The 16,947-nt window shown below is 35.4% G+C and carries 12 protein-coding genes; 8 read left to right on the top strand and 4 right to left on the bottom strand.

The annotated features are described in order from the left end of the window. The first annotated feature begins 33 nt into the window (after positions 1-33). From GWI97_RS12180 to GWI97_RS12165, 4 genes are all read left to right on the top strand, one after another. Positions 34-519 carry a GNAT family N-acetyltransferase gene (locus GWI97_RS12180; RefSeq protein ID WP_161752081.1) on the top strand — a complete coding sequence of 162 codons (486 nt, stop codon included), beginning with the start codon at positions 34-36 and terminating at the stop codon, positions 517-519. A 192-nt stretch (positions 520-711) separates the two neighbouring features. Further along, on the top strand, positions 712-1,620 hold the full coding sequence (locus GWI97_RS12175) for an AEC family transporter (protein WP_036936773.1): 909 nt from the start codon (positions 712-714) through the stop codon (positions 1,618-1,620). A 119-nt stretch (positions 1,621-1,739) separates the two neighbouring features. After that, complete coding sequence (locus GWI97_RS12170; protein WP_036936776.1) at positions 1,740-3,023, top strand: hypothetical protein; 1,284 nt, start codon at positions 1,740-1,742, stop codon at positions 3,021-3,023. A 66-nt stretch (positions 3,024-3,089) separates the two neighbouring features. Continuing rightward, complete coding sequence (locus GWI97_RS12165; RefSeq protein ID WP_087802386.1) at positions 3,090-4,541, top strand: AMP nucleosidase; 1,452 nt, start codon at positions 3,090-3,092, stop codon at positions 4,539-4,541. A 111-nt stretch (positions 4,542-4,652) separates the two neighbouring features. On the opposite strand, the gene GWI97_RS12160 is transcribed toward GWI97_RS12165, so the two are convergent. Together GWI97_RS12160 and GWI97_RS12155 are read right to left on the bottom strand one after the other, a co-directional pair. After that, positions 4,653-5,645, bottom strand: coding sequence for a tyrosine-type recombinase/integrase (locus tag GWI97_RS12160; protein WP_087802389.1), 993 nt, complete (start codon positions 5,643-5,645; stop codon positions 4,653-4,655). Positions 5,646-5,966: 321 nt separating this feature from the next. Beyond that, positions 5,967-7,001, bottom strand: coding sequence for an isoaspartyl peptidase/L-asparaginase family protein (locus GWI97_RS12155; protein ID WP_036936784.1), 1,035 nt, complete (start codon positions 6,999-7,001; stop codon positions 5,967-5,969). Between the two features lie 845 nt (positions 7,002-7,846). On the opposite strand from GWI97_RS12155, the gene GWI97_RS12150 reads away from it, so the two are divergent. From GWI97_RS12150 to GWI97_RS12135, 4 genes are all read left to right on the top strand, one after another. After that, positions 7,847-8,920, top strand: a complete 1,074-nt coding sequence (locus GWI97_RS12150; protein ID WP_036936787.1) for an HlyD family secretion protein — start codon at positions 7,847-7,849, stop codon at positions 8,918-8,920. A gap of 8 nt (positions 8,921-8,928) precedes the next feature. Beyond that, positions 8,929-11,685, top strand: coding sequence for a ribosome-associated ATPase/putative transporter RbbA (gene rbbA / locus GWI97_RS12145; protein WP_179951935.1), 2,757 nt, complete (start codon positions 8,929-8,931; stop codon positions 11,683-11,685). Beyond that, entirely contained in the window at positions 11,686-12,813 is a 1,128-nt protein-coding gene (locus GWI97_RS12140) for an ABC transporter permease (RefSeq protein WP_036936790.1), read from the top strand. Between the two features lie 301 nt (positions 12,814-13,114). Further along, complete coding sequence (locus GWI97_RS12135; RefSeq protein ID WP_036936793.1) at positions 13,115-13,432, top strand: hypothetical protein; 318 nt, start codon at positions 13,115-13,117, stop codon at positions 13,430-13,432. Between the two features lie 132 nt (positions 13,433-13,564). Here GWI97_RS12135 and kdpE read toward each other — a convergent pair whose 3' ends face one another. Next, positions 13,565-14,248, bottom strand: a complete 684-nt coding sequence (kdpE, locus tag GWI97_RS12130; protein WP_036936796.1) for a two-component system response regulator KdpE — start codon at positions 14,246-14,248, stop codon at positions 13,565-13,567. Next, the gene (gene kdpD, locus GWI97_RS12125) at positions 14,245-16,947 is read right to left on the bottom strand and encodes a two-component system sensor histidine kinase KdpD (protein WP_036936799.1); all 2,703 of its coding nucleotides are present in this window, start codon (positions 16,945-16,947) and stop codon (positions 14,245-14,247) included. Before kdpD ends, kdpE begins: the two co-directional genes overlap by 4 nt.

Below are 16,947 nucleotides of genomic sequence, written 5' to 3'. Positions count from 1 at the left end.
CCGAGGCTTTTAATTCTAATGAATAAGATGGAAATGAGTATGATTCAACTTAGACTCGCTGAACCACAGGAAGTAAAACGATTATGGTATTTACGAAATCAAGCTTTACGATTTGGTTGTGAGAATGTTTACTTAAAAGAAGTTTTAGCTGCTTGGACTCCTGATGAAATGCCTGATGGATATCGACAAGCTATTATTGATAATCCGTTTTATGTGATTGATTATAAAGGATATAATATTCCTGTTGCCTCTGGTTTTTTAGATATCAAAACGGGTTTTGCTGAAGCTATTTTTACATTACCAGAATATATGGGAAAAGGATTTGCAGGGCTTATTTTAAAACAATTAAAACATGAAGCAATAAAAAGAGGGCAACAGAAGCTATTTTTAGATGCAACACCTAATGCAGTAATATTTTATTTAAAACAAGGTTTTAAAGTATTAGAAGAGCGTGATTATTATTCAAATTTAGCAAAAGCAAGCTTACATTGTTACCGAATGTATATTGATTTAGATTAGTTTTTGGGGTTTATACTCATAAAAAGAAAATTTGTACTTAATGAGCTAAGAATAAAAAATGCTATTCTGAAAATGCGGTACTAATATATTTTTATCATTTTTTGAGTTGGTTATTGTATTAATAACATAAAATAGCAATTGTCTTGATGTTACGATATTGTAAAGTATCGCGATATCTTTAGGACAAATATTATGCAAAATGTGTTATTAACGTTATGGCCTTTATTTGCGTTAATTGCGCTAGGTGCAATTTTAAGAAGAAATAAAACGTTTGAGCCTGCTTTTTGGGTAGGAGCTGAAAAGCTAAATTACTTTTTACTTTTTCCTGCGTTACTGATCAATAGCCTGGCAAATGCACCTTTATCTGATCCTCAATTACCCCATCTTGCTGGGGCTATTTTTTTTGTGGTTATTATTGTCACACTGTTATGTACTGTACTGAAAAAAATTACAGGCTGGCTTGCTGGCCGTTTTGGTGCAATTGTTCAAGGTAATATTCGATTTAACACTTATTTAGGTTTAGCAATTGTTGCTGATTTATTCGGTATTGAAGGATTAGGGATTGCAGCATTAATATTGGCAACGTTAGTTCCACTATCAAATGTGACCTCCGTGCTTTGTTTAACGGCCGGGCAAAATGTAACATTGCGTCAATTAGCATTACCTATTATAAAAAATCCTTTAATTATTTCTTGTGTTATAGGGATCGTGATCAATTTATCTGGAATAGGGCTTCCTCTTGGTAGTGATCAATTTCTTAAGTTATTAGCTGCCACCAGTTTGCCTTTAGGGCTTATTTGTATCGGCGCTGCATTACATCTATCAACATTGAAAGCAGAAAGTAAAATGATTAGCATTAATACTGTGACTCGTTTACTTATCGTGCCAATAATAGCGTATAGTGTGGCCTATCTTTTTGATTTATCTCCATTGGTGACAATACTATTAGTTATTTTCTTTTCTATTCCTACTGCGCCCACTTCCTATATTTTAACCCGACAACTTGGCGGAGATTCTGAGCTAATGGCTGGGATCATTACTTCTCAAACAATGTTTGCAGCAATTACGCTCCCTATTATTTTGAGTTTATTATCAATTTAAAACCATATTTGTTAAAAACGTCATGACTATGAAAAGTTAATGGCGTTTTTTTATATAAATATTATTCCCTTTGTTTTACCTTTATTTTATCTTTATTTATTATGTTTGGAGTGTAAGTTATGGATCCAATTAAAATTTTAAATACAACAATAGATCGAGAAAAAATAATTAAACTAGGTAATACTCAAAAACCTTCGAGTGTTATGAGTCTTTGGGAGAGACTAAAAGATTTGTTTGGTTTAAGTAATGAAGGAAAAGTTCTTCCTTTAATTAAAACAGTATATTTTGATCAAGCAGCTTCCGTTTCAGAAAAAAATAGCGCTTTCTTTACGTTGAAGAGAATTGCAGGGGATGGCTATAAAAATAATTTTAAGTATAGTGTAAATGATAGTAAAATCACTTACTCCATCGAATTTATTGGTGATCCTATTGAGAGTGACCATGATATTAAACCATTCTTTGAGGAAATAAAAAATGAGTTATCTATTGACTTGGAAGAATATTCATCTGATTCCGTGATAGCATTTATTAATAACTATTCTAAACTATCAGTCATAAAAAATGATGATAAGAATTACGAAGAAAAATTTATTGCTTTCAGGGCTATTCTTATGGAGCCTAGAAATAAAGGTAATATTTTTTCAATAAATGATTTTAATAAAATAGGATCTTTTGAAGAGAAAAAAGAATATATTGAAAAACATAGTCATAATTATACCGCTAACTTATCACCTACTCGGTTAATAGATAATATATATCAAAGTGTAAAACAGGGTAACTATGAAGAGTTAAGATCGCAGGTAGAAAAAGATATATCAAGATATAAATTACAATACAACAATAAGGATATATCTGATATTTCCTCTCTAGAGGAAAAGCTGAAAAACTTAAATAAGAAAGATGTTATGATTATTTTCGAATTGCTTAATCAAGGTATCTTTCCAGTAATAAAAGACTCTTTTGACAAATATGATCCTATTGCATCACAATATTCACCTCTTACTGGAAAAACCACCATTAATATAGAGGAGAATGAAGGTAGATATACAATAATTATTAATAATAAAAAAGAAATGACTGAATCAGATATCGAAAAAGTGAGTCATTTATCTGATAATATTTTAACTGATTTTGATCACGATTCTATGCATTTATATAGCAAATACTTTATAGATGATAAAATATCAATGAATAGTTTTACTAGCGTATTAGCTAAATATAAACATGAAATAAGTAAAAGAATGGAAGACAGTCTTAGTAATAAGTTTAACTACAAACAAGATAGATTTCTTTTATTAGAAGAAGATATAAATGTCAAATTAGAATTCAGTCCTTATTCATTAAAAAAACTAACAGCTTCCGATACAGAAAGTAAAATAGAATATCGCTTATTAAAATCTTAATCTTGGGCAAACCTGAGCTTCTTGCTATTATGATCATAAATCAATAATAAGTAAGAGGCTCTTTTTATGTCACAACCTCATCACCTTGAAATTCAAACGGTTATTACTAAACTAAAACAACAATACCAAAAAGCTGTTAATGCATTGCGTAGTGCAATTGTTGATTATGCACAAGATGGAAAATTACCTGATGTAAAACAAAGAGCGGAAGGATTATTTGCATATCCTCAACTAACGGTGCATTGGTCTGGAGAAATAAAAAAAGAGGACAAAACAAGAGCTTATGGGCGTTTGTCTCGCTCAGGAACTTACTCTACTACTATTACTAATCCCGCTTTATTTGAAGATTATTTATCAGAACAATTGCAACTTATTGCTGATGCTTATCATGCAACTTTTGATGTCAGTGCCTCAAAACAAGAAATTCCATATCCTTTTGTGATTGATGGAACGGGTATTGGTTTTGATAGAAAAATGAGTGCCTCACTAGCAAAATATTTTCCGACAACTGACTTATCTAAAATTGGTGATGAAATTACGGATGGTTTAATTTGTGATAGGGACATATTACCACTTTCTCATTTTGATGCTTTACGTACTGATTTTTCATTAGCACGCTTAAAACATTATACGGGTACATTACCTGAAGATGTTCAACCTTATATTCTATTCACCAACTATAATCGTTATGTTGATGAATTTGTTCGTTGGGCTTGTGAACAAGTTGCAGATAAAAATAGCCCATATTGCGCACTTTCTTGTGCAGGTTTTCAGCAAATTACAGTAGAGACGGTTGATCCTGAAAAGTTAATATCTGATTTAACTTGGAAGAAATATCAAATGCCAGCCTATCATTTAATTGCAAAAGAAGGACCCGGAATAACATTAGTGAATATTGGAGTTGGGCCTTCAAATGCAAAAACAATTTGCGATCATCTAGCAGTTTTGCGACCCCATGTTTGGTTAATGATTGGTCACTGTGGGGGGTTACGTGAAAGCCAACAGCTTGGTGACTATGTTTTAGCCCATGCATATTTACGTGATGACCATATATTAGATGATGTTCTACCTCCAGATATTCCTATTCCTAATATTGCTGAGGTACAACGTGCTCTTTATGATGCAACAAAAGCGATAAGTGGAAAACCGGGACATGAAATAAAACAAAGATTAAGAACAGGAACGGTAGTTACGACAGATGATCGTAACTGGGAATTGCGTTTTTCTGTTTCGGCAAGGCGATTTAACTTAAGTCGCGCTGTTGCTGTTGATATGGAGAGTGCAACAATTTCAGCGCAAGGTTATCGTTTTCGTGTTCCTTACGGCACCTTATTATGTGTATCTGATAAACCTCTGCATGGAGAAATTAAATTACCTGGTCAGGCTAATCATTTTTATGAAGGCGCTGTATCAGAACATTTGCAAATTGGTATTCAAGCTATTGAATTACTTAAACAAGAAGAAAGTAATTTACACTCTCGCAAATTGAGAACGTTTAATGAACCACCTTTCAGATAAATTGTAAGTAATAAGAAACCCCTAATTATAATTAGCTCAATAATTGGGGATTTCTATTTGGTTTCATGAAAAAAAGATATTAGTGGTAACAATATACTTAAAAATAAAACGTTAAAAACGTAAATGGCGAGCCGCTTTTCTTAGTCGATCATCCCCACGTCGATCATAACGCTGAGTTGTCATAATACTGGCATGGCCCATGGCATCTTTCACAGTAACAATATCTTCGCCATTATCCAGCATTGCGGAAGCAAAAGTTCTTCGGAGATCATGAGGTGCAAATTTGTCTATACCACTTTCTTGTTGGCGAGTTTCTAAAATATAATAAATAGCTTGATCTGTTATTCGTTCATTTGTGACATCATCAAAACGGCGAATTCGAGTGAAAAGAGGGCCATCTAGTGTACCTCTGATTTCATCAATCCATAACTGAACACGATCCCAAGTATCATCGGGCATATAAGACATTCGTTCTTTATTACCTTTACCTCTAACAAGAAAAGCATGATCGCGAAATTGAATGTGCTCGTAATTAATTGCTACTATTTCTGAACGACGTAATCCGCAACCTAATAACACACTTAATATTGCTGCATCTCTTAAACCTTTCGATGAGTTATCATTTTCACAACTTTTAAATAAAGCATGAATTTCATGACTTGTTAATGCACGACCTTTGGGTAATCGACTTCCTCTTACAGATTTAACTTGGCGGATATGCTGATAACTTTCAGTATCCATTTGTTTCAATGCCCAAGCTTCTAAAGCAACGCCTTTTAATGCGGCAAGATAAGTATTGATAGTGGCAGGGGCTTTATTGGCATCAGATAACATATCAATAATGGCTTGAATATGATGACGGCGAAGTGCGCCCCATTGACAATTTTTAAGCGAAGAAAAACCAATCATCTTAGCCACTATCGTTAAAAACGATCCCATCGTTTGGCGACTGCGTTTCGATCCTAAACTCATTAAATAAGCCATTGCGGGATTCGTGTGGGATGGTGTGGTGAATGTTGCATTCAGATCCAATAATGCTTGTTTTTCAGACAACACTAGTGATGTTTCAGGTATGAAATCCTGATCGTCGTGGTGAAATTCCACTGTGATTTCCTTATTAAATCAACATAACCATGATGAATATTCTATCAGATCCAAAAAAGAAAAAAGCTACTTTTTCAAAGGATCATTTTAATAAGTAGAAAGGATCGTGTTTGTTTAATCAACATTTAGTGGATTAATTGAACGTTATTAGTATTAATAATAACCGAGTTGAGTTAGGGCTAAAATTAGGAAAAAACGTCTTTTAGAATAAATGCACAGAATTGGAAGAGTAATGAGGGATTAACTAAGTTTTCGTACCCAATTTTGAAACAGAGAAAAAGTAAAGATCTTGGGTACGAAAGAGGAAATGACTATTTAAACTTACTCTTTATAAATGGCAACAACAGGTTTTCCATCATTACCAATAGTGCCACGATACATGCCTTCAGAATTAAAACTCATCGTATAGTCGCCCGATTTATCTAAGACGATAACGCCACCACTTCCATTAATCGCTTTAACTTCGTCCAGTGCATTTTGTGCCGCTTTTTCTAAAGGTAAATTTTGATATTTAACTTGAGCTGCAATATTGAATGCAGCTAATGTTCTGATAAACATTTCACCAGATCCTGTCGCGGATACAGCAACTGTTTCATTATCGGCATAATTGCCCGCACCAATTATAGGAGAGTCACCCACTCGTCCATAACGTTTATTAGTCATTCCACCGGTTGAAGTTCCTGCTGCTAAATTACCATGTTGATCCAGTGCAACAGCACCCACTGTGCCATATTTATAATCGTACATCATCGGATCAATAAAAAGTGTAGCTGTTTTTCCATCATGATCTAAAACGACTTGTTCTTTTTCTATCGCTTTTTGAAGTTGTTGCCAACGATGTTCGGTACGAAAATAAGAAGGGTCTACAATAGTAAGCCCTTGTTCTTTGGCAAAAAGATCTGCACCATTAGAGACCATCAAAACATGGGGACTTTTTTCCATTACCGCAATAGCAGCATTTATAGGGTTTTTAACGGTAGTGACTCCAGCAACAGCACCGGCATTACGTGTTTTTCCATCCATAATAGAAGCATCAAGTTCATTACGTCCGTCATGGGTAAAAACGGCACCTTTTCCTGCATTAAAGAGAGGAGAATCTTCCATTACGTTAATTGATTTTTGAACCGCTTCTATACTAGTACCTCCGCTATTCAAAACAGCATATCCCGCATTTAATGCTTCAGTCAGTTTTTCTTTATATTCTTTTTCTTGTTCTGGTGTGATGGTGTCTTTAGTAATTGTGCCAGCACCACCATGAATAACAAGGCGAATAGGGGATTGAGTATTAGCAAAAACAGAGGTAGCAAACAGAGAGCAGAGTGTCATCGTGGCGAGTTTATACTTAATATTATTCATATAACCCTTCTTATTTTAGATTAAAATTAATTTGATATTTTCATATTTTTCTTACCGCTTTGTTTCTAAATTCTAATTAATTACGTAATTTGGCTTTAATAACTAACTGCAATAATCACTATATAAAAAGTTTAAGACATAAGTGGTCTGAACACTTGAGTTTGTTTTTGATTTGTCGATCTCTGTCATAGAGTGATTTCATTTTAGGATTTATTTTACAAAATATTCAATTAGTTATATTTTAGAAGTGTTTTTATATCAAAAAAAATGTATTAAATAAGTGATAATAAATTCAATATTAAAAATAATAATGCTATTTTTACTAATTATTTATAGATATTTAAAATAGGTGTTTAAAAATAGCTTTTGATTAATTTATATAATAAATACAACCTGTTGCTATCGAGAGTCATATTGCATTTAACTAATCATTAATTATTTTTTAAAAGGAAATAAATATCGTTTTAATATTGATAAGTGATTGATAACACATTGTTATTATTTCCTTTGTATTTGAATGCAATAAAAGATGTTTTTTATATACAATTTGTGTGCTTCTTCGAATAATCAAAAAAGGGATGATGTATTCTGTGATAAAAGTACTACATTAATTTGAGTTAAGGCTCTATTATAATAACATAATATTTATAATTCATAAGGTTAGCTTTTAATATCTTATTTTTTTATTAGGCTTGAGTTAGCTTTATTAATACAAATGAACTATTTTTAAATATAGATAAAATAAAAATTTAATCAGTTTTAACTATTTAACTATTTTCTGACATACAGCAGATAAACACATTTTGGGTATTATTTTATGGCTAAAGGAAGGTTAAATAATTTATATGAAAAATCAAAAAAAGAGTCGTTTTTTTGTTTACAGCATAATTCTCGTCGCAGTAGTTGTAGCGGGAATTTTTTGGTGGAAATCGCAAGCACCGACACTACCTTCTGGATTTGCGCAAAGTAATGGGAGAATAGAAGCAACTGAAATTGATATCTCAACAAAAAGTCCAGGCAGAATAGACTCTATTTTAGTTCAAGAAGGTGATTTTGTTAAAGAGGGTGAAGTGTTAGCTAACATGGACACTCGAACACTGAAAGAACAACTTCATGAAGTTCAAGCACAATTAAATCAAGCCAAAAGCAGTGTTGTTACTGCTCAATCTGCATTATCACAACGTAACAGCGAACAACTCGCCGCTCAAGCAGTGGTTCGTCAGCGTATTGCCGAATTGGATGCTGCACAAAAAAGACTCAATCGTTCTCGTGCATTAGTAAAAACGAATGCTATTTCTATTCAACAATTAGACGATGATATCGCGAGAACTGAAGGAGCCAGAGCGGCCGTTGAAGCGGCCAAAGCGCAAGAAACCGCAACAGTGGCGGCTATTGAATCTGCAAAGGCAGGTATTATTCAAGCAAATACAAAAGTAGATGCCGCAACAGCAACAGAAAGGCGCATCATGGCTGAGTTAGATGACAGTATTTTAAAGGCGCCACGTAATGGTCGCGTTCAATATCGAGTTGCAGAACCTGGTGAAGTCCTAGGCGCTGGCGGTCGGGTATTAAATATGGTTGATCTGAGTGATGTTTATATGACGTTCTTTTTACCCACAGAGGCTGCAGGTCAAGCCGCTTTAGGTAGCGATGTTCATATTATTTTGGATGCAGCTCCTCATATTGTTATTCCTGCAAAAACGACTTATGTTGCAAGTGTTGCCCAATTTACGCCTAAAACAGTTGAAACGGATAATGAAAGATTAAAACTAATGTTTCGTGTAAGGGCGAGAATTTCCCCAGAACTGCTCGAAAAACATCTTGAGTATGTAAAAACAGGATTACCAGGTCGTGCTTATATTCGATTAGATAACAATCAATCTTGGCCAACTGATTTAGAGGTGAAATTACCACAATGAGTCAAACAATGAGAACGCAAAGTCATTCTCATATCATTGAATTGACTCATGTATCCCAACATTATGGCGATACCAAAGCGCTTGATGATGTGACATTGGCTATTCCAGCAGGAAAAATGGTGGGTTTAATCGGCCCTGATGGTGTAGGTAAATCGAGTTTAATTTCTCTTATTTCAGGAGCTAGAGAAATTCAAATTGGGCAAGTCATTGTTTTAAATGGTGATATGAGTGATGTCGAACATCGTAGAGCTGTTTGTCCTCGTATTGCTTATATGCCACAAGGGTTAGGTAAAAATCTTTATCACACACTGTCTGTTTTTGAGAATGTTGATTTTTTTGGTCGTTTATTTGGTCAATCAAAGCAAGAACGAGCAGAACGTATAAACGATTTACTTGAAAGTACAGGTCTAGCGCCGTTTCGCGATAGGCCAGCAGGTAAACTTTCAGGTGGGATGAAACAAAAATTAGGTTTATGTTGTGCATTAATTCATGATCCAGAATTACTTATTCTTGATGAACCGACAACGGGCGTTGACCCTTTATCTCGCGCCCAATTTTGGGAGTTAATTAATCGTATTCGTAAACGTCAAACAAATATGAGTGTGTTAGTTGCGACTGCTTATATGGAAGAGGCTGAGCGTTTTGATTGGCTTGTTGCTATGGATGCGGGAAAAATTTTAGCAACGGGTCATTCAGATGAATTAAAAGCACAAACGCATACGGATGAATTAGAAGCTGCCTTTATCGAGTTATTGCCTGAAGAAAAGAAAAAGAATCACCAAAAAGTCATTATTCCTCCAAGAGATAAAAGTGATGATAATGTGATTGCCATTGAAGCTCAAGATCTAACCATGCGTTTTGGTCAATTTGTTGCAGTAGACCATGTAAGCTTTCGTATTCCTAAGGGCGAAATTTTTGGCTTCTTAGGATCGAATGGTTGTGGTAAATCAACCACAATGAAAATGCTAACAGGTTTACTTGAAGCGAGTGAAGGGCGGGCTTGGTTATTTGGCCAAGAAGTTGATCCTAAAGATATCGAAACTCGTCGTCGTGTTGGCTATATGTCACAAGCCTTTTCGCTTTATAGTGAATTGACTGTACGGCAAAATCTTGAATTACACGCCAAGCTTTTTCATATTCCAGAGGAAGAAATTCCTCAGAGAGTGAAAGAAATGAGCGAGCGTTTTAATTTAATGGATGTTGAAGATATGATGCCTGATGGTTTGCCATTAGGTATTCGCCAACGATTATCTCTTGCAGTGGCTGTTATTCATAAACCTGAAATGCTTATTCTAGACGAACCGACTTCAGGGGTTGACCCAATTGCACGTGATATGTTCTGGAATTTGATGGTTGATCTATCAAGACGTGACGGCGTCACTATTTTTATTTCAACTCACTTTATGAATGAAGCTGCACGTTGTGATCGAATGTCATTGATGCATGCTGGTAAAGTATTAGTCACCGATACACCTGCGAATTTAGTTAAAAATAGCCAATTTGATACACTTGAAGAAGTCTTTATTGATTACCTTAAGAAAGCATCTGGTGAACAAGAGACGCCTGACGTTGATGGAAAAACACTTCAACTTCCCATATCTACCCATGAAAGTGCAGAAAAAGCATTAAAACAACGGTTTAGCTTACGACGTTTATTGAGTTATAGTATTCGTGAAGGTATGGAACTCCGTCGTGATCCTGTTCGTCTAACTTTGGCGTTATTAGGGACGGTTATTCTCATGTTTATTATGGGATATGGGATTAGCATGGATGTGGAAAATTTGCGTTTTGGTATTATGGATAGAGACCAAACGGGTTTAAGCCAAGCATATAGCCAAAATCTTTCAGGCTCTCGCTATTTTATTGAAAAAGCACCAATTACGGATTATGACCAACTTGAACGTCGACTTCGTAGTGGTGATATTACAGTTGCAATTGAAATTCCACCTAACTTTGCCCGTGATGTTGCAAAGGGAAATACTGTAAAAATAGGCGTTTGGATAGATGGTGCGATGCCAAATCGAGCTGAAACAGTACGTGGTTATATTCAGGCAATGCACTTAACATGGATGCTTGATATGGCAATGCGTCAACCAACAAACGTAGTTGATAAATTATCGCCGATTAATATCGAAACACGCTATCGTTATAATCCTGATGTAAAAAGCTTACCTGCTATTGTACCTGCAGTTATCCCACTTTTATTAATGATGATCCCTGCGATGTTAAGTGCATTGAGTGTGGTACGTGAAAAAGAGCTAGGTTCTATTATTAATCTTTATGTTACACCTGTTACCAAGGCTGAGTTTTTATTAGGTAAACAATTTCCTTATATCTTATTGGGAATGTTTAACTTTTTTATGCTCTGTGCGCTTTCAGTGTTTGTATTTGGCGTCAGTTTTAAAGGCAGTATGCTTACGCTCTCTTTAGGGGCATTGCTTTATATTACGATCGCAACAGGAATGGGATTATTAATTTCTTGCTTTATGAAAAGTCAGATTGCAGCTATTTTTGGTACTTCAATTATTACCTTAATTCCAGCAACGCAATTTTCAGGCATGATTGATCCTGTTTCGTCACTGGAAGGTATCGGTAAATGGATAGGGCATATTTATCCCACATCTCACTTTTTAACTATCGCAAGAGGGACTTTCTCTAAAGGATTAAACCTATTTGATTTACCTTGGTCTTTTATTCCTTTGCTTATCACTATCCCAATTGTGATTGGGCTAAGTGTCTTTTTCTTGAAAAAGCAGGAGGTTTAAATGTGGCGCACCATACAAAATGTATTTAATTTAGGTGTAAAAGAGCTACGGAGTCTCTCACGTGATAAGGCAATGCTGGCATTAATTGTGTTTGCTTTTACTGTATCGATTTATTCATCTGCAACAGTAACACCAGGTTCATTACATCATGCACCGATTGCGGTTGCTGATCAGGATAAATCACAATTATCTGCACGTATTGTCAATAGTTTTTATATGCCTTATTTTTTGCCACCTGCGGATATTACTCCTGAGCAAATAGATGGTTTGTTAGATAGAGGCACTTATACGTTTGCACTAGATATCCCACCTAATTTTCAGCGCGATCTTTTAGCGGGTCGCAAACCGGAAATACAAGTGAATATCGATGCAACACGTATGAGCCAAGCTTTTTTAGGTAATAGTTATATACAAAACATTGTTATGGGAGAGGCTAAAACCTTTTTAGCCAAAAACAGAACTAACGACCCATTACCTGTTGATTTAGAAGTCAGAATGAGCTTTAACCCTAACCTAACACAATCTTGGTTTGGTTCCGTGATGGCAATTATCAATAATATCACTATGTTATCAATAGTATTAACAGGAGCCGCATTAATAAGGGAGCGAGAGCACGGAACTATTGAACATTTACTGGTTATGCCTGTAACTCCGTTTGAAATCATGCTTTCTAAGATATGGTCAATGGGATTGGTTGTACTATTGGCATCGGTAATGTCGTTAGTCTTAGTGGTAAAAACTTTGCTTAATGTACCTATTGAAGGTTCGGTTTTACTATTTATGTGTGGTGTTGCTTTAAGCTTATTTGCGACAACTTCTATTGGTATTTTCTTAGGTACAATGGCGCGTTCAATGCCACAATTTGGTTTATTGATGATTATGGTTTTACTACCATTAAATATGCTATCTGGTGGTATGACATCACGAGAAAGTATGCCTCAGTTTGTACAAGATGTAATGCAAACAATGCCAACGACACATTTCGTGAGTTTAGCTCAGGCCATTTTATATCGTGGTGCTGATTTCTCTATTGTGTGGCCTCAATTTATTGTCTTAATTGTTATTGGTTCTGTATTTTTCTTATTAGCCTTATTACGCTTTAGAAAAACCATTTCGGCTATGGCCTAATCAATTTTAAATATTAATCGATAATTTAACCTATCCACTTCTATTATTAAATATAGAAGGGGATAGGTTTTTTATTAATTTAATTATTTCTACTTGGTGTTTTTGCTTAATTATTGATTTGTAATAATAAATAATTATAAGGGTAAACAGTATATTTAAGGTAAGATATTAAGTAAAACCCACTAGTAAATAACTTTGTTCATTATCAATATAATGAAATTAATATATTTTTATTGAGTTTTTTTAAAACATTTAAAATAAATTTGAGTTTATGAAAATAATAAGAATATTAAAAACAGTAATGAGAGAAAAGAATGTTAATAAAGATGAACATATTGGTATAGATATAATGGATATTCAGCCAATTAGAGATAAATTATATTTACCTCACTCTATAAATGCTTGGTATACCACAACACTTAATGAACCGATGATTTTTATTCAACTTCTCACAGCGATATCAGGCTCTCAAATTTTACTTCATATCACTCAAGGCTCATGTGCAAATCAAGTGACTTTTGTTGATGACATACTATGGCCTTTTAGTCGTAAGCCCCTGTTATTATGGAATAAAAATACTGTTGATATGATCAAGTTTATTGCACTTAACGGGAAATGATTGGGGCAATTTATTTGGGGAGGTATGCATGTATCATAATGAAAATTTAATGACTTTCTATTATCTAAAAAAATAAAGACATTGAATATCTGACTGTTAATGATGTGGAATATATTGAAATTGGTGAGGATATTAAGGCATAAATCGATAACCAATCCCTGTTTCTGTTATGAAGTGTATAGGGCATGCGGGATCTACTTCCAATTTTTGACGCAGATGCCCCATATAAATACGTAAATAATGGCTATGTTCGACAAAATTAGGCCCCCAAACATGTTGCATTAAATGCCGTTGAGTAAGTACTTTACCACTGTTATTAACCAGTTCACTGAGTAAGCGAAATTCTGTTGGCGTTAAATGAACCAGCGTATTTTGACGAGTGACAACACGATTAATCCAATCGATAGTAATATCGCCAAAGATAAATTGTGTGCTTTCTGTTTCTTGTTTAACGAAGCGGCGCAGTGATGCTCTTACTCTAGCAAGGAGTTCACTAATGCCAAAGGGCTTAGTCAGATAATCATCGGCTCCAGCATCAAGTGCGTTTACTTTATCTTGTTCTGAATCTCGTGCTGAAAGGACGATAACAGGCGTGCTACTCCATTGGCGAAAATCTTGAATAAAACAGATCCCATCTTTATCAGGCAAACCAAGATCAAGGATCACTAAATCAGGTTTTCTTGATGCGGCTTCTATTAATCCTCGTTGACATTCAGAAGCTTCATAAACACGAAATCCTTCATTCTCTAAAGCGAGTCGAATGAAACGTAAAATCTCTTTTTCATCTTCAATAATTAAAATGTTATATGGTGTCACTGTTTTATTTCAATCTCGTCAATATCAGGGAGTTGCTTTAAAGGTAAAACAAAGTGGAAGCTTGCTCCACCTTTTTTGTTATTTTCAGCCCAAATTTCACCTTCATGTAACCGAATAATTGCACTACAAATTGCTAAACCTAATCCTACGCCAGGAATTGCAGATTCTTTCACTGCTCGTGAAAATTTATTAAAAATAAGCTGTAACTGATCACGGGGAATACCTTTACCTTCATCCCATACTTCAACATGAATTTTTGTTTCTTCTGTGTAGGCTTTTATACCTAGCTCTGTGTTTGATGCCGTGTATTTAACCGCATTTTCAAGTAAATTAGTGATTACACGTTCAATTAAATTGCTATCACAATAAAGCAATAGGTTGGCCGAAATATCAATTTGTAATGGGTGTTTATCTAGTAAATATGAAAGTGAGCGAACTGCACTTCCAGCAATCTCTTGCAGTGAATTCCATTGTAAATTTACTTGAATTCCACCTGATTGAATACGCGCCATATCAAGTAAATTATTTACTAAACGCGAGGTTGTAAGGATCTGTTGTCGAATTTGGTTCACTTGTTCAGTATGTGAAGAACCCTCGGCACTTAAATCAAGAAGTAAGATCTCAGATTGCCCAAAAAGTACCGTAAGTGGTGTTTTTAAATCGTGAGAAAGAGCGGCTAACAGTGCATTTCGTAATTGTTCTCGTTCTATATTAATCCGTGATTGTTCAGCCAGTTCAGCTTGTTGTAATCGCTCAAGAGCATTGGCAATCAGTCCATTAAACGTTTGTAATAACTGTTGTTGTTCAGGAATAAGTAGCTGACGAAGATTATTGGGCTCAATGGCTAAAATAGCTAAGACTTGTTGAGATGCAGTGATAGGGTGTAATTGATAAGGGACGCTAGGAAGCGTGTCAGTACCCGCGCCTGCAACTTGATCTTTGTCATAACACCAGCGTGCAATTGCATTATCAATAGGTAAATGGCCCATTCCTTGAGCATAAAAAGGTGTTAACTCTTCTTTTTTATTGGGAATAAGTAAGCAGACTTTGGCATCAAATGCACTTGATAAAAAATGATAACTTGTATGAGCTATTTCTTGTAAAGTCACTGCTCGACTAAGTTCTCTGGTCATTTCAAATAAATGTCGAGTGCGTTGTTCTCGATAACGTGCAACACGAGTTTGATAACGCATGCCTGCGGTTAAATTACCTACCACTAGCCCGACAATAAGCATCACTGTAAATGTAACTAAATACTGCATATCTAAGACAGCCAGAGAAAAATGAGGCTGTACAAAAAATAGATCAAAGCTAATGACATTAATTAGCGCTGCAAAAATGGAAGGGCGACGGCCAAAAAAAAGTGCAATTAACACGACACCCAATAAATAAAGGGTAACTAAATTAGCCTTATCAAGCGCTAATAGAAAAGTACGAGAAAATAAGGTTATTACTAAGCATAATCCAATGGCAGTAAGATAACCTTTCAGATTTTGTCGCCATTTATCATTTTGGAGTTGTGGTGCTTTGGTTTTATAACGGAGCTCCTCATCATTAAGCGCAACGCTGATAACATGGAGATCGGGTGCGTATCGCGCTAACTTTTCAGAAAAACGCATACGTATCCAACGCTTTAACCATTGCCACTTTTGATAAGCACGTTGACCAATAATTACTTTCCCTAAATTATGCTCTCTGGCATAACGGATCACGGCTTTTTCTGCATGATTGTCAGAAAGGATTGCAGTTCTTGCACCAAGATGCTGAGCCAGTTTTAATGAATGTAAAATTGCTCGACGCTTATGCTCACCAATTTGATGAAGTTTAGGCGTTTCAACATAAATGGCATGCCATTGGCAACCAAAAGTAGCGGCATAACGCGCCGCTGTACGAACTAATTTATCATTGCCACCATGTGCACCAAGGCAAACCATCAAACTATCTGTTGTGTGCCAAACGGGAGCTGTTCCTTGGCTATCACGGAATTCTTTAACTTGTGTATCCACACGATCAGCCATACGGCGTAAGGCTAATTCACGTAAAGCAATTAAATTGCCTTTGCGAAAAAAATGTTCTATTGCACGCTCGGCTTGCCCTGCAAGATACACTTTGCCTTCGTTTAATCGTTGTTGTAAATCATCAGGTGGGAGATCCACCATTACTACTTCATCTGCACTATCAAAAATATAATCCGGAATTGTTTCTTGGACACGAATACCAGTGATACTACCAACAATATCATTAAGACTTTCAATATGTTGTACATTTATCGTAGCAAGTACATCAATACCCGCGTCCAATAATTCTTCAATATCCTGCCAACGTTTAGGATGTCGGCATTTATGGGGGTTACTAAATGCCAATTCATCCATTAAGATCACCGCAGGGTGTCTTGCTAAAGCAGCATCTAAATCAAACGCTGTTAATTTTCTACCATGATAATGAATACGCTGTGGTGGTAATACAGGCAATCCACTTAATAATGCTGCAGTTTCTTGTCGTTGATGTGTTTCAACAACCCCCACAAGAATATCGATACCTTGTTGGAGGAGGCGCTGAGCTTCTTGCAACATGGCGTAGGTTTTCCCTACGCCAGCACAAGCCCCAAAAAATATTTTCAAACGCCCACGAGTGGTGGTTCGCGTTGAAGCAAGTAGATCATCAGGAGAAGGGCGTTGCCATTGTTCATCGTGTTCCAT

Origin of the sequence: Proteus sp. G2300, assembly GCF_009915965.1 — a bacterium.
Taxonomy (GTDB): Bacteria; Pseudomonadota; Gammaproteobacteria; order Enterobacterales; family Enterobacteriaceae; genus Proteus; species Proteus vulgaris.
This window is presented reverse-complemented; position numbering and strand designations above follow the sequence as displayed.